The sequence below is a fragment of the Streptococcus gallolyticus subsp. gallolyticus DSM 16831 genome (genome assembly GCF_002000985.1).
GTDB lineage: Bacteria > Bacillota > Bacilli > Lactobacillales > Streptococcaceae > Streptococcus > Streptococcus gallolyticus.
This window is the reverse complement of sequence record NZ_CP018822.1, coordinates 1764829-1787025: the sequence shown is the minus strand read 5'-3', so window position 1 is coordinate 1787025 and position 22197 is coordinate 1764829. Positions and strand designations below refer to the sequence as shown.

At 38.3% G+C, this 22197-nt stretch carries 20 protein-coding genes; 13 read left to right on the top strand and 7 right to left on the bottom strand.

The window, feature by feature from the left end; all coding sequences use genetic code 11:
* Positions 1–8: 8 nt before the first annotated feature.
* The 4 genes from BTR42_RS08850 (at position 9) to tpiA (ending at position 3733) form a co-directional block, all read left to right on the top strand.
* On the top strand, positions 9–518 hold the full coding sequence (locus BTR42_RS08850) for an RNA polymerase sigma factor (RefSeq protein WP_174564807.1): 510 nt from the start codon (positions 9–11) through the stop codon (positions 516–518).
* Positions 502–1461 carry an anti sigma factor C-terminal domain-containing protein gene (locus BTR42_RS08845; RefSeq protein WP_077497374.1) on the top strand — a complete coding sequence of 320 codons (960 nt, stop codon included), beginning with the start codon at positions 502–504 and terminating at the stop codon, positions 1459–1461. The genes BTR42_RS08850 and BTR42_RS08845 overlap by 17 nt, the downstream gene beginning before the upstream one ends.
* 128 nt (positions 1462–1589) lie before the next feature.
* Positions 1590–2786 (top strand): elongation factor Tu, encoded by a 1197-nt coding sequence (tuf, locus tag BTR42_RS08840; protein ID WP_009854603.1) that lies wholly within the window; start codon positions 1590–1592, stop codon positions 2784–2786.
* Positions 2787–2974: 188 nt separating this feature from the next.
* A complete protein-coding gene (gene tpiA, locus BTR42_RS08835) occupies positions 2975–3733 on the top strand; it encodes a triose-phosphate isomerase (protein ID WP_009854602.1) in 759 nt (252 codons plus the stop codon).
* Positions 3734–3910: 177 nt separating this feature from the next.
* Here tpiA and BTR42_RS08830 read toward each other — a convergent pair whose 3' ends face one another.
* From BTR42_RS08830 to BTR42_RS08815, 4 genes are all read right to left on the bottom strand, one after another.
* Positions 3911–5149, bottom strand: a complete 1239-nt coding sequence (locus BTR42_RS08830; RefSeq protein WP_077497372.1) for an aminoacyltransferase — start codon at positions 5147–5149, stop codon at positions 3911–3913.
* Positions 5149–6363: an aminoacyltransferase gene (locus BTR42_RS08825; RefSeq protein ID WP_009854600.1), complete on the bottom strand. Its 1215-nt coding sequence runs from the start codon at positions 6361–6363 to the stop codon at positions 5149–5151. Before BTR42_RS08825 ends, BTR42_RS08830 begins: the two co-directional genes overlap by 1 nt.
* On the bottom strand, positions 6363–7172 hold the full coding sequence (yidA, locus tag BTR42_RS08820; RefSeq protein WP_009854599.1) for a sugar-phosphatase: 810 nt from the start codon (positions 7170–7172) through the stop codon (positions 6363–6365). Before yidA ends, BTR42_RS08825 begins: the two co-directional genes overlap by 1 nt.
* 135 nt (positions 7173–7307) lie before the next feature.
* Entirely contained in the window at positions 7308–8609 is a 1302-nt protein-coding gene (locus tag BTR42_RS08815; protein ID WP_012962215.1) for an HD domain-containing protein, read from the bottom strand.
* Between the two features lie 89 nt (positions 8610–8698).
* Between BTR42_RS08815 and BTR42_RS08810 the strand changes: the two genes are divergently transcribed.
* The 3 genes from BTR42_RS08810 to BTR42_RS08800 all read left to right on the top strand — a co-directional run bounded on the left by BTR42_RS08810 (position 8699) and on the right by BTR42_RS08800 (position 13070).
* Positions 8699–9577, top strand: a complete 879-nt coding sequence (locus BTR42_RS08810) for a sulfite exporter TauE/SafE family protein (protein WP_077498013.1) — start codon at positions 8699–8701, stop codon at positions 9575–9577.
* Between the two features lie 68 nt (positions 9578–9645).
* Positions 9646–10032, top strand: coding sequence for a YwiB family protein (locus BTR42_RS08805; RefSeq protein WP_061458254.1), 387 nt, complete (start codon positions 9646–9648; stop codon positions 10030–10032).
* A gap of 356 nt (positions 10033–10388) precedes the next feature.
* Entirely contained in the window at positions 10389–13070 is a 2682-nt protein-coding gene (locus tag BTR42_RS08800) for a cation-translocating P-type ATPase (protein WP_009854595.1), read from the top strand.
* 65 nt (positions 13071–13135) lie between these two features.
* Here the strand turns inward: BTR42_RS08800 and BTR42_RS08795 are convergent, their stop codons facing one another.
* The gene (locus tag BTR42_RS08795; protein WP_009854594.1) at positions 13136–13993 is read right to left on the bottom strand and encodes a metallophosphoesterase; all 858 of its coding nucleotides are present in this window, start codon (positions 13991–13993) and stop codon (positions 13136–13138) included.
* 92 nt (positions 13994–14085) lie between these two features.
* Between BTR42_RS08795 and BTR42_RS08790 the strand changes: the two genes are divergently transcribed.
* The 4 genes from BTR42_RS08790 to ftsX all read left to right on the top strand — a co-directional run bounded on the left by BTR42_RS08790 (position 14086) and on the right by ftsX (position 18347).
* Positions 14086–14748 (top strand): HAD family hydrolase, encoded by a 663-nt coding sequence (locus tag BTR42_RS08790; protein ID WP_043878586.1) that lies wholly within the window; start codon positions 14086–14088, stop codon positions 14746–14748.
* A gap of 841 nt (positions 14749–15589) precedes the next feature.
* Positions 15590–16685, top strand: a protein-coding gene (gene prfB / locus BTR42_RS08785; RefSeq protein ID WP_099046292.1) for a peptide chain release factor 2 whose coding sequence is annotated in 2 segments (ribosomal slippage) — positions 15590–15661 and positions 15663–16685 — 1095 coding nt in all. Because the reading frame shifts where the segments join, the coding sequence is not laid out codon by codon here.
* Between the two features lie 47 nt (positions 16686–16732).
* Complete coding sequence (ftsE, locus tag BTR42_RS08780; RefSeq protein ID WP_009854591.1) at positions 16733–17425, top strand: cell division ATP-binding protein FtsE; 693 nt, start codon at positions 16733–16735, stop codon at positions 17423–17425.
* On the top strand, positions 17418–18347 hold the full coding sequence (gene ftsX, locus BTR42_RS08775) for a permease-like cell division protein FtsX (protein WP_009854590.1): 930 nt from the start codon (positions 17418–17420) through the stop codon (positions 18345–18347). The genes ftsE and ftsX overlap by 8 nt, the downstream gene beginning before the upstream one ends.
* A gap of 39 nt (positions 18348–18386) precedes the next feature.
* Here the strand turns inward: ftsX and BTR42_RS08770 are convergent, their stop codons facing one another.
* Positions 18387–19103, bottom strand: a complete 717-nt coding sequence (locus BTR42_RS08770; RefSeq protein WP_077497370.1) for an alpha/beta hydrolase — start codon at positions 19101–19103, stop codon at positions 18387–18389.
* A gap of 2 nt (positions 19104–19105) precedes the next feature.
* Positions 19106–19741 (bottom strand): MBL fold metallo-hydrolase, encoded by a 636-nt coding sequence (locus BTR42_RS08765; protein WP_061459779.1) that lies wholly within the window; start codon positions 19739–19741, stop codon positions 19106–19108.
* Positions 19742–20159: 418 nt separating this feature from the next.
* Here BTR42_RS08765 and BTR42_RS08755 point away from each other — a divergent pair, with 418 nt between their 5' ends.
* Complete coding sequence (locus BTR42_RS08755) at positions 20160–21338, top strand: ATP-grasp domain-containing protein (RefSeq protein WP_077497368.1); 1179 nt, start codon at positions 20160–20162, stop codon at positions 21336–21338.
* Between the two features lie 65 nt (positions 21339–21403).
* On the top strand, positions 21404–22156 hold the full coding sequence (locus BTR42_RS08750) for an esterase family protein (RefSeq protein WP_074657783.1): 753 nt from the start codon (positions 21404–21406) through the stop codon (positions 22154–22156).
* The last annotated feature ends 41 nt before the right edge of the window (positions 22157–22197 follow it).

The following is a 22197-nucleotide window of genomic DNA, read 5'->3' as shown; positions in this document are numbered from 1 at the left end:
AAAGGGAGGTGAGTAGGATTAAGCTGGATGGTTATGAGGTGGAATTGTTAGGATTCGCTGAGGAGATTAGTTATTATTTGCAAAAATCGGGGGCTAGTGCTGAAAATGCGCGTGATATTAGCCAAGATGTTCTCGTTAAAATGCTAGAAAGCGAGATTGTCCTTCCTTTCGAGAAAATGCGGGCATGGATGTATCGTGTAGCAGTTAGGCTCTACATTGACCGCTATCGGCGTGATAAAAAGTATTGGGAAATCTTGCAACGTGAATTCTTTAAGGATGAAAATGTCATTGCTTTTGACACCCCAGATTATGAACCACTTTATCAAGCCGTGGCTTTGTTAAAGGAAAAATATCGCTTGGTGATTGATTTGTATTACTTCCAGAATCTTTCTATAAAGGAGATTTGTCAAGTTCTTGGTATTTCAGCAAGTAAAGCCAAGATTGATTTGATGCGAGGGCGTCGCGATTTGCAAAAAATATTAGAGAAAGAAGGGTATTATTATGACGATTTCAAATGATTTTGAAAAAATTGCTACGAAAAATAAGCGAAAAAATCGCTTGAAAACAGTTGGGATTAGTGTCGGTGCGATGTTGATTAGTGCTTTGATTATCTTTTTAGGATTACGTTCATTGACAGCACGTCATGCAGAGATGGTCAAAGAAAACTATCTGTTGAGGTCAGAGATTGCCTATCCCAATATCGACTACACCACTTGGGGCTTTGAAGCAAATTCGGAATTTACAGGGACCTTTTATTCACACCGTTATAAAAATATTGACGGTATTAGTGTCCCTTTTGAAGAGTATCAAGGAAATTATTCAATAATTCGTCCTATGTCAGCTAGTCAAAATGAAGACTTGGAAGAAGGAGATAGCAATAGCTCCAACTATACACATGGCAATCTCTATAAAGTACCAATCTTCTATAATGTTAATGCTTCCGCTAAGACAGTAAGTATGGAAGTCACACAAGATATTAGTAAGGTTGCAGAAATGACTGGACAGGCTGTGGAAGTAGCAATTACATTTGATAAACCTTACACCTATCAAGAAATTACAGACATGGTCCCTGATAACCTTTTGGTCAATTGGTACTGGATTGGCACATCGAGTACTGTGGATACAGCGAATTTAGCTCTAGATGCCCAATTAGGTTTCGCTCCGTCTTCAATTAATGATTATGAGGCTGATTTTAAGAACTTCAAGTCAAATTTGAAAAAGGCGATTGAGTCAGGTGGCATTGGTTCTCAATATAGCATCGAAGATGAAACATTGTCATTAGAAGATGATGCCAAAACTTACTTGAAAAATAATTCAAATTATAAAACAGCAACCTTTTCTGGGGTTATCCTGACTGGGCGTGCTGAAAATTTTGCCCAGCTTGAAGATAAGGATTGGGTTTACGCTTCGAATATCGGACAGAGCGTCACAATTCAGCCATATCACACACTTACGAAATAAAGAAATCATAAATAAAATAGTAAAATACTTGCAATTCCCGCATAATTTGTTAAAATAGTAAGGTAAAGTTAGACTGTATTGCCTACTGTCTATCTATAAAATATATTTTATTGGAGGCTTTTACCCAAATGGCAAAAGAAAAATACGATCGTAGTAAACCACACGTTAACATTGGTACAATTGGACACGTTGACCATGGTAAAACTACTTTGACAGCTGCAATTACAACAGTTCTTGCTCGTCGTCTTCCAAGCGCAGTTAACCAACCAAAAGACTACGCTTCTATCGATGCTGCTCCTGAAGAACGCGAACGCGGTATCACAATCAACACTGCACACGTTGAATACGAAACTGCTAAACGTCACTATGCTCACATCGACGCTCCAGGACACGCGGACTACGTTAAAAACATGATCACTGGTGCTGCCCAAATGGATGGTGCTATCCTTGTAGTAGCTTCAACAGATGGTCCAATGCCACAAACTCGTGAACACATCCTTCTTTCACGTCAAGTTGGTGTTAAATACCTTATCGTCTTCATGAACAAAGTTGACCTTGTTGATGACGAAGAATTGCTTGAATTGGTTGAAATGGAAATCCGTGACCTTCTTTCAGAATACGATTTCCCAGGTGATGATCTTCCAGTTATCCAAGGTTCAGCTCTTAAAGCTCTTGAAGGTGACACTCACTACGAAGATATCATCATGGAATTGATGGACACTGTAGATGAATACATTCCAGAACCAGAACGTGATACTGACAAACCATTGCTTCTTCCAGTCGAAGACGTATTCTCAATCACTGGACGTGGTACAGTAGCATCAGGACGTATCGACCGTGGTACTGTTAAAGTCAACGACGAAGTTGAAATCGTTGGTATCCGTGACGACATCCAAAAAGCTGTTGTTACTGGTGTTGAAATGTTCCGTAAACAACTTGATGAAGGTCTTGCAGGGGATAACGTTGGTGTTCTTCTTCGTGGTATCCAACGTGATGAAATCGAACGTGGTCAAGTTCTTGCTAAACCAGGTTCAATTCACCCACACACTAAATTCAAAGGTGAAGTTTACATCCTTACTAAAGAAGAAGGTGGACGTCACACTCCATTCTTCAACAACTACCGTCCACAATTCTACTTCCGTACAACTGACGTTACAGGTTCAATCGAACTTCCAGCAGGTACTGAAATGGTAATGCCTGGTGATAACGTAACTATCGACGTTGAATTGATTCACCCAATCGCCGTTGAACAAGGTACTACATTCTCAATCCGTGAAGGTGGACGTACTGTTGGTTCAGGTATCGTTTCAGAAATCGAAGCTTAATTTTAGTTAATTAATTAAGTTCCCAGATAACAATTATTAGTCAGATAGTAATTGTGGAAGAGTCCCGTAAGGGGCTCTTTTTTTGTGATTTCTTTGAGGTTTGTCGCTAAAAATCCCGTCGAACCTTTAAAACCTGCTAAAAATATGATAAAATAGGGGAGTAAATAAAAAAAGAAGAGGTATGTGAAATGTCACGTAAACCATTTATCGCTGGTAACTGGAAAATGAACAAAAATCCAGAAGAAGCTAAAGCATTCGTTGAAGCAGTAGCTTCTAAATTGCCTTCATCAGAACTTGTTGAAGCTGGTATCGCAGCTCCTGCACTTGACCTTTCAACAGTTCTTGCTGCAGCTAAAGGTTCAAACCTTAAAGTTGCTGCTGAAAACTGCTACTTTGAAAACGCTGGTGCTTTCACTGGTGAAAACAGCCCTAAAGTATTGTCTGAAATGGGAACTGACTACGTTGTAATCGGTCACTCAGAACGTCGTGAATACTTCCACGAAACTGACGAAGATATCAACAAAAAAGCTAAAGCAATCTTTGCTAACGGTATGCTTCCAATCATCTGCTGTGGTGAAACTCTTGAAACTTACGAAGCTGGTAAAGCTGCTGAATTCGTAGGTGGACAAGTTTCAGCTGCTCTTGCTGGATTGTCAGAAGAACAAGTTTCTTCACTTGTTATCGCATACGAACCAATCTGGGCTATCGGTACTGGTAAATCAGCTAGCCAAGATGACGCACAAAAAATGTGTAAAGTTGTTCGTGACACAGTTGCAGCAGACTTCGGTCAAGCAGTAGCTGACAAAGTTCGCGTTCAATACGGTGGTTCAGTTAAACCTGAAAACGTTGCAGCTTACATGGCTTGCCCAGACGTTGATGGTGCCCTTGTTGGTGGTGCATCACTTCAACCAGAAAGCTTCCTTGCTCTTCTTGACTTTGTAAAATAATCAAGAAACATTGAAGTCATTTAAACCTACTTGTCTTAGGACAGGTAGGTTTTTGTGTTCTCTTGGTTTATAGATTTGAACGATAAAAAATATAGCTTGTAAAGCAAAGAGCAACAAATTTGGAAGTTAAGTTCCAACTAAAAAGCCTTGAAACGTTTGGGTTTCAAGGCATAATTTTTAATGACGTCTCAATATTTTTTTGAGATTATGAATTAATTTGTATTTGAGTGGGTGAGGGTAGTAACGGAAAGTTCCCATTTTTCGGGTAATGTAGCCATTGTAGTTTTGTTTGAAGCGTAGAACGCCGTCTGAACCGTCAAATTTTCCTGTGATGCCAAGAAGATTATAAGTTGTAATGCCACGTTTTATGGCTTCTAACATGACGTATTCTTGAAGCAGGGCAGGTGCGTAGAATTTATTGAACTCAGGGTAAGAACCTGAGAAGAGATAGACAGCTTCCTGTTTGGTATAAACAAATAGGCTTCCTGCAAGGACAACGTTTTGTGAACCGTACTTGCCAATGAATTCCTTAGCTTCTGCCATGCGTGTATCAAATGTTGCAGATTGACTGGATAATTCGCGAAGCTGATTTTGTTTCTTTTCAGAAACATTGTTATTTTCAATGGCAGTTCGGAGTTTTTCGATTCGTTGGTCAAGTTTGGCTTTATCAGTTTCAAGGTGTGCTAAATAATCTTGAAAATTCAAACTTGCAACCATGAATTCACAAGAATCTCCAAAGCTATCATAGAAATCTTGGTAATAATCAAGGGATTTATCATCGTAATCTCTGCGGTCTGATGTGGCAGAAGTGATTTCCTTGAAAAGGGGCAATTCATTACGGTTAAGTTTTCGTAAGGTGATGCCGAAGGTCTTAGCTTTTTTGACCAATGGACGACCTTTTTTGCTAAAAGATTTTAGTAACGTTTTTTCATCTAAGTCAGTCAAATCTTTGACATAATGCCAGTCAGGCTCACCACCTGGGTAACCAGTCAAAAGTCCATCGTGTTGATAACCGAGTGATAGAAAATCGTCTAATAGTGCCGTGTTTTCTTGGTCGGTTGGCTGACCAGTAGTGTCAAAATGCTGATAGGTATCATAAGGTTTGACCAGTAATTCAAGAGCTCCATTTTCTTTAGCATAGCTTTGAAGTTCTTGGTAGAATTGTTTCAGATAGTGTTTATCACGTGAAACAGGACCAGAATTGATTTCCATGCGGAGCCCACCTGTCATTGGCAAGCTAAAGAGAACGGCAGCAACTTGTAGTGTCCCTTCATCTTTTAGCCCAAGATAGGTTACTTGGTACCCACGTTTTTTTAATAAATCCGCCATCTCTACCGATTGCATAAATGATTTGTAAGAGACGGTGTTGCAAAAAGTCTCAAAAACTTTTTTTTCGATAATCTCAAGAGAGGTCATTAATGGCTATTTCTCCTTTGTTTGCGAATATTGTAAGCCAAGTTTGAAAGTTTGTAAAGGAATGGATTGACTGGAATGTTAAATTCTCCAATGAATTCTTCAATAGTTGGGTTGAAGTTTGATTTAAATTTAGTTAAACCGTCATCAAGTGTTCCTTCAACACCACCCATATTTGCCCAAATAATATCGTCAGCGTAAGCATCTTCGAATACTTTTGGATAAAGGGAATATTGTGGGTAGAATTTCTTGAATTCATCATTCATACCAGCATAAAGCATTTCCATGACATTACCAAATGATACAGATAAGATACCTGCAATGATGAGTTCATCTGGGTATTTTTCAACAAATTCTTCAAACTCAGTAATGTATTTTGTAACAGAATTTTTTTGTTGTGTTAACTTAGTCAAACGTTTTTTCTGATGTTCAGCAGTTTCAGACAAATCTTTTTCGATTTGAGCGAGTTGTTCTTTGTATTCAGTTAGACGTTTTGGCAAATTAACTTTGGCAAGGTGTAGGTAAGCATCGTCACCGTAAGTTTCCATCATTTTACGGAAATAATCTTCATTACGAAGGGCAACGCCTTTACGATTTTCAGTAAGAGCGACGACATCAGCGAAAGCTTTAACGTCATCGATTGTACCACGGCTAGTGATGACACCACGGTGAATAGCATCTTTCATCAAACGTTTTGTGTGTTTAGGGAAAGTTGCTGTCATGTCTTCTTGGGTATAGACATTTGCTTGGAAACGAGGTTGGATACTTTCAGCAATTGTTGTTGTGCGTCCAGTCCATTCGCAACCCGCTGCTTTCAAGTTATCAATAGCAGTAAGTGTGTCTTTGTTTTCATCAACTTCTTCACCGATTTTGTATTGTTTAAGCAGTAAAGCAGGGTCAATTTTGATGAAGAGGGAGCGTTTTGTTTTACCATACTTCTTAAGGGAGCTAATGACAAAGGCAACGAGTTCTTTGTCACTGTAGTCCATGATTGGTCCACGAGGGATATAAAGCATGGTAAAGCCAAGTGGCAAAGCTTTGATAAGGATAGAAGCAGAAGCAACTAAGGCATCGTCTTTGTAGAAACCAATGCGTTCGTTATCCCAATTATCTTTAATTTTTGCCCAATTTGATGATTGTAAAAGGTTTGTTTGGTTACTTGATTTTGCAAAATTATCGTGTTCTTCCGCAGAAATACCGATTTTATAGCTATACATTATTTTAAGACCCACTCTCTAAGGGCGTATGCAACGCCACTTTCTTCATTTGATTTTGTAATATATTTAGCGATTTCTTTGAGTTCTGGTGTACCATTTTCCATGACAACAGGGTTACCGACGGCTTCAAGCATGGCACGGTCGTTTTCAGCATCGCCAATAGCCATGGTTTGGTCTTTGCTAAGCCCCATTTTTTCGGCAAGGTGTGTAATGGCATTGCCTTTGCTAGCACTTTTGTTCATGAATTCTAGGTAAAATGGTGTTGATTTGACAATGGTGTATTTGTCATAAAATTCTTGTGGAATTTTAGCGATTGCAGCATCAAGAATTTCAGGTTCATCAATGAACATCATTTTAATAATTTCTTTATCGCCCATTTCTTCTGGGGTGCGATAAAAGATTGGCATGTTAACCAGGGTTGATTCGTGAACAGTGTATTTACCAATGTTGCGGTTTGCAGTGAAGATACCTTCTTTGGTAATAGCGTGCATATGAACATCTAACTTACGGCTAAGGAATTCAATATCAAGATAATCATCGTAAGTCATGGTTTCAGTGATAATGTTCTCACCAGTAGCGGTATCTTGGACTAAACCACCGTTGAAAGTGATGACATAATCGCCTGATTCTTTCAGGTTTAATTCATCGAGAAGTGTTTGAACGCCTGGAATTGGACGTCCAGTAGCAATGATGACTTTAACACCTTGTTTTTTAGCATCTTGAACGGCTTCAAAAACTTCAGGTGTGACTTTGCGGTCATTGGTCAAAAGTGTGCCGTCGATATCGACAGCGACTAATTTAATAGACATAAGGTTATTTTACCCTTCCTAAAGAATCTCTACCTATCTATCTTACTAAAAAGTGGCTTATTTGTCATGGGGAACACAAGGAAATCTGAAGTGGAACGTTTTCAATGCTAAATAAGTCATGATACGCTCTTAAAATTAATTATGATAAACAAAATGTTCGTTTGAAATATAGCTCATAAAGGCTTTCTTATCAACAGCAAATAGGTCGTTATCAACTAGCATTTCTTTTGGAAAATAGAATCGTCTATCGCCATAAATAGTACCCGTTAAGGTTTTGACGATTGGTGAAATTGTTGATAATTCTACAACAGAGCCGTCTTTTTGAATCATGTTAATCTCGGTTCTTGGTTCTTCTTTTTCAGGACGGTAAATGTCATAAGGCAAGTCAAAATTGACATGGATGCCTGTGTAATAATCAGGGTCAAAGCCAACAGATTTGACAAGGTCAACAAGGTGACTGAGTTCTTTGCGTGACGATTCTTCGAAAGTCACCGATTTAAAGACTTTACGATTGACAAAACGGCTTGCCAAATCAGCCAAAATCTCATCTTCAGCAGTCATCCAAGTTTGAAAATAGGTATTCATCACCCCATCATCTAAAGCAAGATAATCAGCTAAGTTAGCATGATTTTCTAAAAATGGAATCAGATTTGGTGATGTTCTTTCAAAGAAATCGGTATCAGTTTGGTAAAGGTATTTTGCGCGCTTTAAAAGATTTTGTAACAATACTTCCATTCCGCGGCTAGCAGGGTGAAAATACACTTGCATATACATTTGAAAACGACTGACAATATAGTCCTCAACGGCGTGCATGCCATTGTATTCAAAAACAATACCGTCTTCGGTTGGGCGAATCACACGTAGAATGCGATTCAAGTCAAATTGACCATAATTAGCGCCGCTATAGTAAGAATCGCGCAAAAGGTAGTCCATACGGTCACAGTCAATTTGGCTAGAAATGAGTTGGACAACTTGTTTATTATGATAAGTGTGGTTGATAACACTAGCGACTTTTTCTGGAAAATCAGGCGAGACACGACGCAAGATAGTATTGATTTCAGTATCTGGACTGGTGATAATCTCTTGTGTAACGGCTTCGTGGTCGGTATCAAAGAGTTTTTCAAAAGTGTGTGAATAAGCACCATGTCCGACATCATGTAAAAGCCCAGCCACCATCGTTAAGAGATTGTCATCAGAATTCCAAATATCAGGAAATTTGTCATCAAAAATTTCAGTCACACGTCTTGCAATCTCGTAAACCCCTAAACAGTGTGAGAAGCGGCTGTGTTCTGCACCATGAAAGGTGAAAACAGTTGTCGAAACTTGTTTGACCCGTCGTAGGCGCTGAAACTCTTTACTATTGATAAGGTCGTAAATGACCTGATGATTGACAGTTATATAGTTGTGAACAGGGTCACGAAATACTTTTTCATTCATACTTTCATTATAACAAAAAACTTTGTAAAGCTGATTTTTGAAGGTTTGGGATATTTACGAATACTTGGATTTGATTTATAATGTTGACTATGACAAATGAACTTATTCTTCGTATAATTCAACTTTTTTTGATTTTTCTCATCTTTTGGACAATGGGAAATATTCTGGTAAATGCTAAAAAGCATGGCATTAATTTAAAGGAAAAATTCTGGACGGGGCTATGGATTGGTTACGTGACAGATTTATTAGATACGCTAGGGATTGGAACCTTTGCAACGAGTATAGCACTTTTTAAAGCGACAAAACTGGTTGAAGATGATAAAAAAATCCCTGCAACCCTATCGACAGCGCATATTATTCCTGTTTTGATTGAAGCGCTTTGCTTTATTACCATTGTTGAGGTTGACTTGACCACTTTATTTGCTATGGCCATGGCATCTTTTTTAGGAGCATTTGTAGGAACACGAATAACTAAAAATTGGAACACACGCCAAGTCCAACGTGTTTTGGGAATTCTGTTAATTGTTGCAGCATTCATTATGGTTTACCGACTGATTGCCAATCCTGGTACTAATATTTCTGAAAGTGCTCATGGCTTACATGGTATTTGGATTCTTGTCGGAGTGATGTTTAATTTTACGGTTGGTATTTTGATGACAATGGGGCTAGGAAATTATGCACCAGAGTTAATCTTTTTCTCAATGTTGGGTATTAATCCGTCAGTTGCACTGCCTGTGATGATGCTTGATGCAGCAGTTATCATGTCAGCGAGTACGACAGATTTTATTAAGTCTGGGCGTGTCAACTGGCCTGGTGTTTTAGGAATTATTATCGGTGGTTCTTTTGGTGTTCTGACAGCAGCATTTTTCTTGAGCAAACTTGATATTAATCATTTTAAAATTTTGATTGTCTTTATTGCTCTTTTCACAGGAACAAGTTTACTTCGCTCATCTGCCATTAAACGTTAGGCTTATAGTGGCTTTAACACGTCAAAATTGCTATAATTTTAGGGAAAGGAAAGATATTTTTATATTACATGAAACTTCACATTAAGAATAAAATTGATTTGGATGGGCAGGTTGAGCTGGTTGAACAATCTTATCCTGTCAAATTAACGGAAAAAAACGGGCATATTTACCTTACTTATACCAATGAGGAAGAAGAAACGGTGATGCTCAAATGCAACGAGCAAGAGTTGGTCATGACACGTTATTCAACGCCGAAATCAATTATGCGTTTTCACCGTGAAAATCCTGCTTTGGTTGCCATTCCAACGCCAGTAGGCTTGCAGCATTTACAAACGCAAACAAGTGTTTATGAGTTGGATGCTGAACAACAACATCTTAAAATTCATTATCAACTCAAACAAGTTGATGGTGAGAGTGTTTTTGCGAATTATCAGTTAGAAATTAATTGGGCATAAACACGCTATAAATCCGATATTATCGGCGTTTGAGTGGGAATGTATTCAGTTGACAAAAAAGGTAAAAATTGATATGATTACTCTGTATTCAAGGGAGTAGCAGGCGATTTTTACCTTTGTTTTTGCTTCCTCTGTCGGCGTCTTGTTTTGTTGGATTTAAGTCCAATCTGCAATTGCGGTGCTTAGGATGAACAAAACGAATGGTAAACATTCAGTGCGCATTTGCGACTGAAAAATCGCGTTTATGTCGTCATTACGAAATCATTGATTTCCGGCATAATCTTAAACAGCGAGACTTGTTTTTTAAAAAACAGGTCTCTTTTTCTATTTAAAGGAGACCAGAGGAGGAAGCTATTTTGTCTAAAGAACAAAGTAAAGCCTTGTTTTACACACAAGGAAAAGATGAAACGTTAGAAGCGTTGCAATCATCACGTGAAGGGTTATCGACAGCAGAAGCCCAAAAACGTTTGGACGAATATGGTCATAATGAACTTGAAGAAGGTCAAAAACGAGGTTTACTTGCAAAATTTCTTGACCAATTCAAGGATTTAATGATTATTATTTTGTTGGTTGCGGCAGCCCTTTCTGTGATTACCGAAGGTACTGAAGGTTTGACAGATGCGCTTATCATTTTAGCGGTTGTTATCCTTAATGCAGCATTTGGTGTTTACCAAGAAGGTCAAGCCGAAGCGGCAATTGAAGCGCTCAAAGACATGTCAAGCCAAATCGCACGTGTCCGTCGTGATGGTCATGTTGTCGAAATTGATTCACGAGAATTAGTTCCTGGTGATATTGTTATGCTTGAAGCTGGTGATGTGGTGCCTGCAGATATGCGTCTCTTGGAAGCTGCGTCATTGAAAATTGAAGAAGCAGCTCTGACTGGTGAATCTGTCCCTGTTGATAAAGATTTATCGGTAGATGTTGCAGCTGATGCGGGTATTGGTGACCGAGTTAACATGGCTTACCAAAACTCAAATGTCACTTATGGACGTGGTTCAGGTGTTGTTGTCAATACAGGAATGTACACCGAAGTTGGTAAGATTGCTGATATGCTTGCAAATGCTGATGAAACAGACACACCACTGAAACAAAACCTTAACCAATTGTCTAAAGTGTTGACCTACTTGGTGGTAGGTATTGCTATTATTACCTTTATCGTGGGTGTCTTTGTTCGTGGAGAAGCTCCGCTTGAAGGCTTGATGACATCTGTTGCTCTTGCTGTTGCTGCTATTCCTGAAGGTTTGCCTGCCATTGTTACAATTGTGCTCTCAATGGGGACAACAACACTGGCTAAACGTAATTCAATCGTGCGTAAACTCCCTGCTGTTGAAACACTTGGTTCAACTGAAATTATCGCTTCAGATAAAACTGGTACTCTTACAATGAACCAAATGACGGTTGAGAAAGTTTATACCAACGGTCAATTACAAAGCTCTGCTAGTGAAATTGCAAAAGATAACAATACGCTTCGTATCATGAACTTTGCAAACGATACGAAAATTGACCCAAATGGCAAATTGATTGGTGACCCGACAGAAACAGCTCTTGTGCAATTCGGACTTGATCATAGTTTTGATGTGCGTGAAGCTCTTAAAGAAGAACCACGTGTGGCAGAATTGCCGTTTGATTCTGAACGTAAATTGATGTCAACTATTCATAAAGAAGCTGATGGTAAATACTTTGTTGCAGTAAAAGGTGCACCAGACCAACTTCTTAAACGTGTCACTCGTATTGAAGAAAATGGTCACGTTCGTGAGATTACTGCGGACGAAAAAAAAGCTATTCTTGCTGTTAATAAGGAATTGGCGCAAAAAGCTCTTCGTGTCTTGATGATGGCTTACAAATACGTTTCTGAAATTCCAACACTTGAGTCAGAAATTGTTGAGTCTGATTTGATTTTCTCTGGCTTGGTCGGAATGATTGACCCTGAACGTCCAGAAGCTGCAAAAGCTGTTGCTGTTGCTAAAGAAGCTGGTATTCGTCCAATCATGATTACTGGAGACCACCAAGATACAGCGGAAGCTATTGCCAAACGCCTTGGTATCATTGAAGATGATGGTCAAGACCACGTTTTTACTGGTGCTGAACTTAATGAACTTTCTGATGAAGAATTCCAAAAAGTTTTCAAACAATACTCAGTTTATGCACGTGTGTCTCCAGAACACAAGGTGCGTATCGTAAAAGCTTGGCAAAATGAAGGTAAGGTTGTTGCCATGACTGGTGATGGTGTCAATGATGCGCCTTCACTCAAGACAGCTGACATTGGTATTGGTATGGGGATTACAGGTACAGAAGTATCTAAAGGCGCTTCTGATATGGTTCTTGCTGATGATAACTTTGCTACAATTATCGTTGCAGTTGAAGAAGGACGTAAAGTTTTCTCAAACATTCAAAAATCTATTCAATATCTTCTCTCAGCTAACATGGCAGAAGTCTTTACGATTTTCTTTGCAACATTATTTGGTTGGGATGTGCTTCAACCTGTTCATCTTCTTTGGATTAACTTGGTAACCGATACACTACCAGCTATTGCGCTTGGTGTTGAACCTGCCGAACCTGGTGTTATGAGCCACAAACCTCGTGGTCGTAAGTCTAATTTCTTTGACGGTGGTGTCATGGGAGCGATTATTTACCAAGGAATTTTCCAAACTGTTCTTGTTCTTGGTGTCTATGGTTGGGCGTTGATGTTCCCAGAACATGCTGCTAATCGTATGGTACACGAAGATGCTTTGACAATGGCATTTGCGACACTTGGTTTAATTCAATTGGTTCATGCTTTCAATGTTAAATCTGTTTATCAATCTATCTTTACTGTCGGAGCTTTTAAAAACAGAACCTTTAACTGGGCTATCCCAGTAGCCTTTCTTCTTTTGATGGTAACAATCGTAGTACCTGGATTTAATGATTTGTTCCATGTTTCGCACCTAAGCGTTACACAATGGCTCGCAGTTATTATTGGAAGCTTGCTTATGGTTGTTTTAACTGAAATCGTTAAAGCTGTTCAACGTGCACTTGGACAAGATGAAAAAGCAATTTAAAAATATAAAATTGAATCAGATTGATTCAGCAAAAAGCAAATCTCACACATGAGATTTGCTTTTTATTATAATTCAAAAATAGTCATGGATTTTCGGAATTCTTGTGCCAAATTTTGACGTTTGTAATCAGTAAAGTCATCAAGTTTTTTGACAATGTTGTAGCGTTTGCTAAGATTCCAGGTCTGATTTGGGTTGAGTTCGGGGTGTTGATTGACATAATCAATAGTCAAATCCCACTCGCGGATATAACCAAGCGGTTTAGCATGGTAAGTAATATTGTCAATTTGCTGCGAAGCGATACTATGATGAGTATGCCCAAAAATCACGTTGTTAACCTGATGTTTTTTGAAAATATCATGAAAAACTTGACTACCTAAAAAAGCATTAAATGGTTTAAAACGCTCATGTTGCAAGGTAAATTGGTAATGTGGTACAAAATGCAGACTGACAATCACGTCATTGGCAATCGTTGATAAAGTTCTATCGAGTTTTTGTGTTGTTTGGTGCGTGAGTTCTTTGTCGGAAAAGTTGCGATTTAAACGTCGATCAAACCAGAAAGTATTTTTAAATTTGATTGTTTCAGCTTCAGATTTTTCTGGGAAAAAGGAATAATCATACCAACCATGAAAAGCCAAGAGTGTCTTTTGCCCCAACGGAATAATCTGAAAATCTAAATCATCAATGACCTTGTCATCTAAGTCAAGCATATCATGATTTCCGAGATTATAAGTAACGTCAAAATGTTTGCTCATTGTTTCTAAAAATGGGTAAGAGATGTCATAAAAATGGTTGGAAATATCCCCAGCCAAATGCAGATGAGAAATTTTTTCTGCGTTTAATGTGTCAATGAGTGTCTGGATTTCAAAATCATCAAACTGATTCAAATCGATATGTAAATCACTCATAATAGCTAGTTTTGTCATGGCATTATTGTAGCAAAAAATCTTCGAAAAAGCCCTTGATGTGTATTTTTATCTCTTCTGAAAATATGATAGAATATTTTCAGGAGGCTTTCATGATAAAGGCAATAATATTTGATATGGATGGTGTCTTATTTGACACTGAGAATTTTTATTTTAAACGACGTGAGACATTTTTAGGCAGTAAAGGTATTTCGGTCAAACACTTGCCGCCAAAATATTTCATTGGCGGGCGCATGGATCAATTTTGGGAAAATATCTTAGGTGATAAGATTGCAAATTATGATACTAAAGCACTAGAAGCCGAATACACAGCTTATAAAAATACTCATCGACCAGCTTACGATGAATTAGTTTTTGCCGATGCCAGCACGGTTTTGGCAACATTAACAGCCAAGGGAATCGTCCTAGCATTGGCTTCCAATAGTGCGCGTGAAGATGTCGAAGATGCCTTGGAAAAATCAGGCTTAAAGCAGTACTTTACTCATATTTTATCGGGAAGTGAATTTGCAGAAGGGAAACCTAACCCTGCTATTTATAATGCCGCTTGTGAGAAATTAGGCTTTGCTAAAAAAGATATTGTGATTATTGAAGATAGCCAAAAAGGAATTCAAGCAGGTGTGGCAGCTGGCGTACGTGTCTTAGCCATTCGTGATAAAGTCTTTGGCGTTGACCAATCAAAAGCAGATGTTTTGATTGATAGTTTGACAGAAGCGTTGCAATTTGTCGAAAATGAAAATCATAACAGCTCTATCTAACATTATTTTTTGTTACCGTTTTGTAATTGTCCTGCCTTATTTGAATTATATTTTTAGCTTAAAATAGAAGCTGCTGGGTGTTAATTTTCTACAGAAATATTTTTAGTGGTGAGAAAGCTACTTATTGTGTGGTTTTGATGCAAATGAAGCATGGCGTATAATGGTAATTTTGCGGGCTTTATGGTAGAATAAGAAAACAGTAGTAATATAGAATAAGTCCTAAAGGTAGCGTGAAAATTCAAATTTTTACTTTGCTTTCTTAACGGACTTAGTATCTTAATTAATTGAACACGTTCTACGAGCTGTGCAAAAAAGATAGATTTCATTGTGTACAAGCACATGTCAACTTAAAGTTCGTCGTGGACGTCTGAACTTTCTTCGTCCTTGTAGTCCTTGAGAGTTCTAGTCGTCCTGACGAGGGTGTGTCAACGAAATCAGAGATTTCTGACTTACCGCTTATTTTTGCTTTGCTCGTTTAACGGACTTAGTATCTTAATTAATTGAACACGTTCTACGAGCTGTGCAAAAAAGATAGATTTCATTGTGTACAATCACATGTCATCTTAAAGTTCGTCGTGGACGTCTGAACTTTCTTCGTCCTTGTAGTCCTTGAGAGTTCTAGTCGTCCTGACGAGGGTGCGTCAACGAAATCAGAGATTTCTGACTTACCGCTTATTTTTGCTTTGCTCGTTTAACGAACTTAGTATCTTAATTAATTGAACTCGTCCTAAAAGCGTCGTGAAAAAGATAATTTTCCTTGTGTCTTAGGACACAGCGTCAAATTCCTATTTTCATCTTGCTTTCTTGACGGACTTAGTATCTTAGTAAAAGGAGTTATTTCATGGAAGTGGCTGAAATTCGCCAAAAAATAGTAGAAAATCAAGAGAAGTTGACTAGCTTCAGGAGGTCTCTTTGACTTAGATCGTTTGGAAGAGGACATTGCGCTTCTTGAAAACAAAATGACTGAGCCAGATTTTTGGAATGATAACATTGCAGCTCAAAAAACGTCTCAAGAGTTAAATGGTTTGAAACAAACTTATGAAACTTTTAATGAAATGCAAGAGTTGTCTGACGAGACTGAACTTTATTTGGAAATGTTGGACGAAGATGATTCTGTTCAAGCTGAATTAGAGGAAAGTCTTGAAAAGCTTGATAAAATCATGACAAGTTATGAAATGACCTTGCTTTTATCAGAGCCTTATGATCGCAACAACGCTATTTTGGAAATTCATCCAGGGTCAGGTGGTACCGAAGCTCAAGACTGGGCTGATATGCTTTTCCGTATGTACACACGTTATGGCAATGCCAAAGGCTTCAAAGTTGAAACCCTTGATTATCAAGCAGGTGACGAAGCTGGTATCAAATCTGTCACTCTTTCATTTGAAGGTCCAAATGCTTATGGGCTTTTGAAATCTGAAATGGGTGTTCATCGTCTAGTGCGTATCTCACCGTTTGATTCAGCCAAACGTCGTCACACGTCGTTTTCTTCTGTCGAAGTTATGCCAGAATTGGATGACACAATTGAAGTTGACATTCGTGATGATGATATTAAAATGGATACTTTCCGTTCAGGTGGTGCTGGTGGACAAAATGTCAACAAGGTATCAACTGGTGTTCGTTTGACTCACATTCCAACAGGAATCGTTGTAGCATCAACGGTTGACCGTACTCAGTACGGAAACCGTGACCGTGCGATGAAAATGTTGCAAGCCAAACTCTATCAATTAGAGCAAGAGAAAAAAGCGCAAGAAGTGGATGCTCTTAAAGGTGATAAAAAAGAAATCACATGGGGAAGCCAAATTCGCTCTTATGTCTTTACGCCTTATACAATGGTAAAAGACCATCGTACAGGCTATGAAGTGGCTCAAGTTGATAAAGTTATGGATGGTGACATTGACGGCTTCATCGACGCTTATCTAAAATGGCGTATTGATTAACTCAAAAGTAAAATTTTAGGATAACAAAATCGTAAAGGAAAATACAAATGGCATTAATTGAAATGAATGGTGTAACCAAGAAGTATCACCGCTCAACAACTGCTTTGAGAGATATTACCGTATCTGTCAATCCAGGTGAATTTGTTTATATTGTTGGTCCTTCTGGTGCTGGTAAATCTAGTTTTATTAAATTATTGTACCGTGAAGAAAAAGTATCTGCTGGAACCCTTAAAGTTGGGGAATTTAACCTAACAAAATTGAAAAAACGTGATGTTCCAATCTTGCGTCGTAGCATTGGGGTTGTTTTCCAAGACTATAAACTTCTTCCTAAGAAAACGGTTTTTGAAAATGTTGCCTATGCAATGCAAGTTATCGGTGAAAAACCACGTGAAATTAAAAAACGTGTACCAGAAGTTCTTGATTTGGTTGGACTTAAACACAAAATGCGTTCATTCCCAGATCAACTATCTGGTGGTGAACAACAACGTGTCGCAATTGCGCGTGCGATTGTTAATAATCCTAAAGTTTTGATTGCTGACGAACCAACAGGTAACCTTGACCCAGAAATTTCATGGGAAATCATGCAATTATTAGAACGTATCAATCTTCAAGGAACAACTGTTTTGATGGCAACGCACAACAAACAAATTGTCGATAATCTTCGCCATCGCGTTATCGCTATTGAAGACGGTCGCATTGTACGTGACGAAGAGGAAGGAGAATACGGATATAATGATTAGAAATTTTTTCCGCCATTTATGGGAATCCATTAAAAGTTTGAAACGTAATGTCTGGATGACCATCGCTTCAGTCAGCTCTGTTACCATTACATTGACACTTGTTGGTGTTTTTGCCGCTGTTCTATTGAACGTTGAGCGCATCGCAACAGGTATTGAAAATAACATTCAAATTAATGTTTATTTGGATGTTGACTCAACAGATAGCTCTGAAACAACAACTAACGAAGCTGGTGAAACAGTCGCTAATGATTCGTATCACCAAGTTTATGATCAAATTTCAAAAGTTTCAGGTGTTGAATCAGTTACTTATTCAAGTAAAGATGAACAACTTGAAAAATTACAACAAACTTATGGAGATGATTGGTCACTTTTTGACGGTGACTCAAATCCATTGCAAGACGTTTACATTGTTGAAGCAGACTCACCATCAGATGTGAAGAAAGTGGCTAAGAAAATCGCCAACATTGAAGGTGTTGAATCTGTCGATTATGGTGGTTCAAACTCAGACCAACTCTTCAGCATTGCTAAATTCATTCGTACATGGGGATTTGCAGGAACAATCCTTCTAGTGGTTGTGGCTATCTTCTTGATTTCTAACACAATTCGTATGACAATTATGTCTCGTCAACGTGACATTGAAATCATGCGTTTAGTGGGTGCTAAAAATTCTTACATCCGTGGACCATTCTTCTTTGAAGGTGCTTGGGTAGGACTTCTTGGAGCAATTGTTCCATCAATTATCATCTACTTTGCGTATAAGACTGTTTATTCATCAGTTAATCCACAATTTGAAGTCCAAGGCTTGTCATTATATCCAATTGACACATTCCTTCCACTTGTCATTGGAGGTATGTTCTTAGTCGGAATTATTATCGGAGCACTTGGTTCAGTTATCTCAATGAGACGTTATCTTAAAATTTAATATCGAAAATGCCCTTCTGATATTTCAGAAGGGCATTTTTTAATCAATAAAATTAGTAATGGCTGAAATGATTTGGTTTTCTTGTTCTGTTTGGGAAATGGTTGCTTTACCGTCTTTGGTTTGTTTGCCGTAATCGCCAAAACCACTGTGATTACCACCGACGATAGTCAAGTATTCGGTATCGTCAGGGAGGCGTTTTTTAGCTTTTTCGTAATTGTCCCATTGCAGCACCTTATCATTGCTAGCAGTGATTGATAGGACTTTTAAATCACTATCTGATAAGTCAGTTTTTTCGGATGGGTAGCTTGCAAGTAGAATAAGCCCAGAAATGGCTTGAGACTCAGAATCAGCGGCATTTAAGCAGGTAACAACGCCACCTAGTGAATGTCCAGCTAGGTAAACATTGGAGAGATTGTTTTTCGCAATCACTTTTAAGGCTTTGTTGCTTGATAAAACTGGCAGATTCAAAGGTGTTTTTAAGAGATAAACGTCAAAACCTTCTTGCGCTAAGTTTTTTGCGAAACTTGCGTAGGCTGTTTCCTCGACGAGAGCGCCTTGGTAAAAAACAATACTAGCTTTAGCGGTGCCAGAACTTTGAAAAAACAGATAATCTTTTGTACTTTCGGCAGTTTTAGCAGCTGTCTGTGCTTCTGAACTTGCTTGGTAAGTTTTTTGATGAAGTACCACTCCACTAATGGCAATTAGAGTAGCAATAATCAGAAGGAAACTTAAAGTAAATTTCTTGATTTTTTTCATGGCTAGTTAAAATATGGGTTAAAATTCTTCTCGTGGGCAATAGTCGTTTCACGACCGTGACCAGGGTAAACCATGAAATGATTTGGCAAGCTGAAAAGTTCAGTTTTTATACTATTTAGTAATTGTTCAGAATTTCCCGTTGGCAAATCTGTGCGTCCGATTGTTTCACGAAAAAGAGCATCGCCAGTTAAAACCAATTCGTCATCTGGAAATACTAAGGAAACACTACCGCAGGAATGTCCAGGCGTTTGACGAACATGAAAACGAAAACCAGCGATTTGATAATCATCATCATACTGATAATGATGTTCGGCAGGCGCTAAGACAACATCTGGCAAATCCGCATGGCGCTCCAAACCTGAAAAATTATCTTTCGGCGAATAAAGCCAAGACGCTTCTTTATCAGAAATGTAAACAGGTGGGTGTCCAAAAGCGTCACGAATGACATCAAGCCCCATAATATGGTCATAATGAGCATGTGTGATTAAAATTGCCACAACTGGTTTATCAAATGAGGCAATCTTTTCTTGAATATGGTCAACATCACTACCTGGATCAACAACAATAATGCCTTGGTCATTGACCAATAAATAAGTATTTTCACGTGCAACGTGATTTAATAATCTAAAAGTCTTCATAAAAAAAGTGTATCAAAAATTTGGCTAAAAGTCATATTTGTGAAATGCGACAATGAGTTGATACCAATAATCACTTTCTCTAGCAAGGAGAAGAAAGCAGTGGTTTGGACGTTAACAATCTGAGAATCGATTATTGAAGGTCGCTGCCAAGAAATATTAAACCAGCGATTACCAACTTTAGTCAACTTAGAGTTTCCCATGCACAATTGATTAGGCACTTTTTGACGCTTACTTTGCAAGCTAGATTTACCACCTCGAACAATTCTTGATTATTTGAGCAATCAATCATTATTGAGTGGATTTTTATGCGCTGATAAATCAGGTTTTACAACCCTGCTCTCATTTTTAGGACAACTTCCTAGATATGTTCTTAAAATTATGATAAACTTAAGGAAAAATTGAGAATTGAGAGAATATTATGTCAAGACCAATGAATTTTGTAATGATTTCTCCGCATTTTCCTGCTAATTTTGAAACGTTTGCTGTGCGTTTGCATGAGGCTGGTTTTCATACCTTGGGAATAGCGGATGCTCCATATCATGAATTATCAGAGGGATTACGTGCCCATTTAACGGAATATTATAGAGTTGATAATATGGAAGATTACGACCAAGTTTATCGTGCGGTAGCTTATTTCGCTCATAAATATGGGCGCATTGACCGCATCGAATCGCATAATGAATATTGGTTAGAGTTAGATGCTCAATTGCGCACGGATTTTAATGTTTTTGGCTATAAAACAGATGATATGTTAGCTGTTAAAACTAAACGCCAAATGAAGAAAATTTTTAGTGAGCATGGATTGAAAGTGGCAGCAGGGGATGTTTTTCATTCTGATGACGAAGCACGAGTTTTAGCTGAAAAATTGGGCTTTCCAGTTATTATCAAGCCAAATTCTGGCGTGGGTGCTTCGGATACTCATAAGATAAAATCAAGTGAAGAACTTGAAGCCTTTTTTGGCTATCAAAATCCAAAGGTAGAATACATCATGGAAGAATTCATCGATGGTGATATTGTCACTTTTGATGGTCTGACTGACCATGACGGGGAAATTGTCTTTTATTCTAGTTTGGAGTATTCAGAAGCGGTTTTGGATACCGTTGAAAAAGACGATGATATGTATTATTATGTGCCTCGAACCATTCCAGATGACCTTGTGGCATTAGGGAAAATTTGTGTGGAAGCCTTTCATGTGAAAGAACGTTTTTTCCATTTTGAATTTTTCCGTGTCAAGGAAACCAAAGAACTTATGGCGCTTGAAGTCAACTGTCGTCCACCAGGTGGTCTAACAATTGATATGTGGAATTATTCTAACGATTTTGATATTTTCCGCGAGTATGCCAATATTGTTAAGGATAATTTATTTGAAGCCGAAATCTTACGACCATATAACGTTGTTTATATTTCTCGAAAAGCGAATCAAACTTATGCTCATAGCATTGATGATATTTGGGCGAATTTTGGAGATAACATCATTTCTATTCAATCTGTTCCAGGAGTGTTTGCTAAGATTATGGGAGAAGAAGGTATTTTGGCACGTACTCAAACGATTGAAGAGATGCGTGAGCTGGCTCAATACGCACAAGCTAAGGCTTAATATTAGAAAAATTTGAAAGGAAGAACCTTAAAAATATCGTTTTAAGGGGTTCAGAAAGATAAAAAATGCATTTTGAAAGAAGAAACCATTGGTCAGGTGAGCTTGGTAAGGAAATGTTTTTCAATGTTTATGGTCATGCTGGAAAGCCGATTATCGTTTTTCCGTCATCTGGCGGAAGTCAAAATGAGTATGGGGATTTTGGCATGATTGAAGCTTGTCAAGATTTTATTAACCGTGGATTGGTCAGGTTTTACACACCAGATTCTTATGATAATGAGTCTTGGCTTAATACGTGGAAAACTGGTCATGATAAAGCACTCGCTCACGAAGCTTATGACCGTTATATTGTGAATGAATTGGTACCGCTGATTCGCTACGAGTCAAACTGGCAAGGTGGAATGTTAGCGACTGGTTGCTCAATGGGAGCTTTTCATGCGGTTAATTTTGCCCTTCGTCACCCTGATTTGTTTGATGTAGCTGTTGCTCTTTCAGGTGTTTATGATGCTCGCTTTTTTACGGGTGATTATAATGGCGACCTTGCTGTTTATTACAATTCACCAATTGACTATCTTTGGAATCAAGAAGATGATTGGTTTTTAGACCATTATCGTCATAATCGTTTTATTGTGGCTGTTGGTCAAGGTGCTTGGGAAGAACCCCATATTTTGGATATCAAGCGTTTGGAGGAAGTTTTTGCAGCCAAGTCTATCCCTGCTTGGTTTGATTTCTGGGGGAAAGACGTTGCCCATGACTGGGAATGGTGGCGTGTGCAAATGCCGTATTTTCTCGGAAAATTGGAAGAAGAAAATAGATTATAAAACAAAATAAGAAGCTGAGACTAAAAATCTCAGCTTCGTTT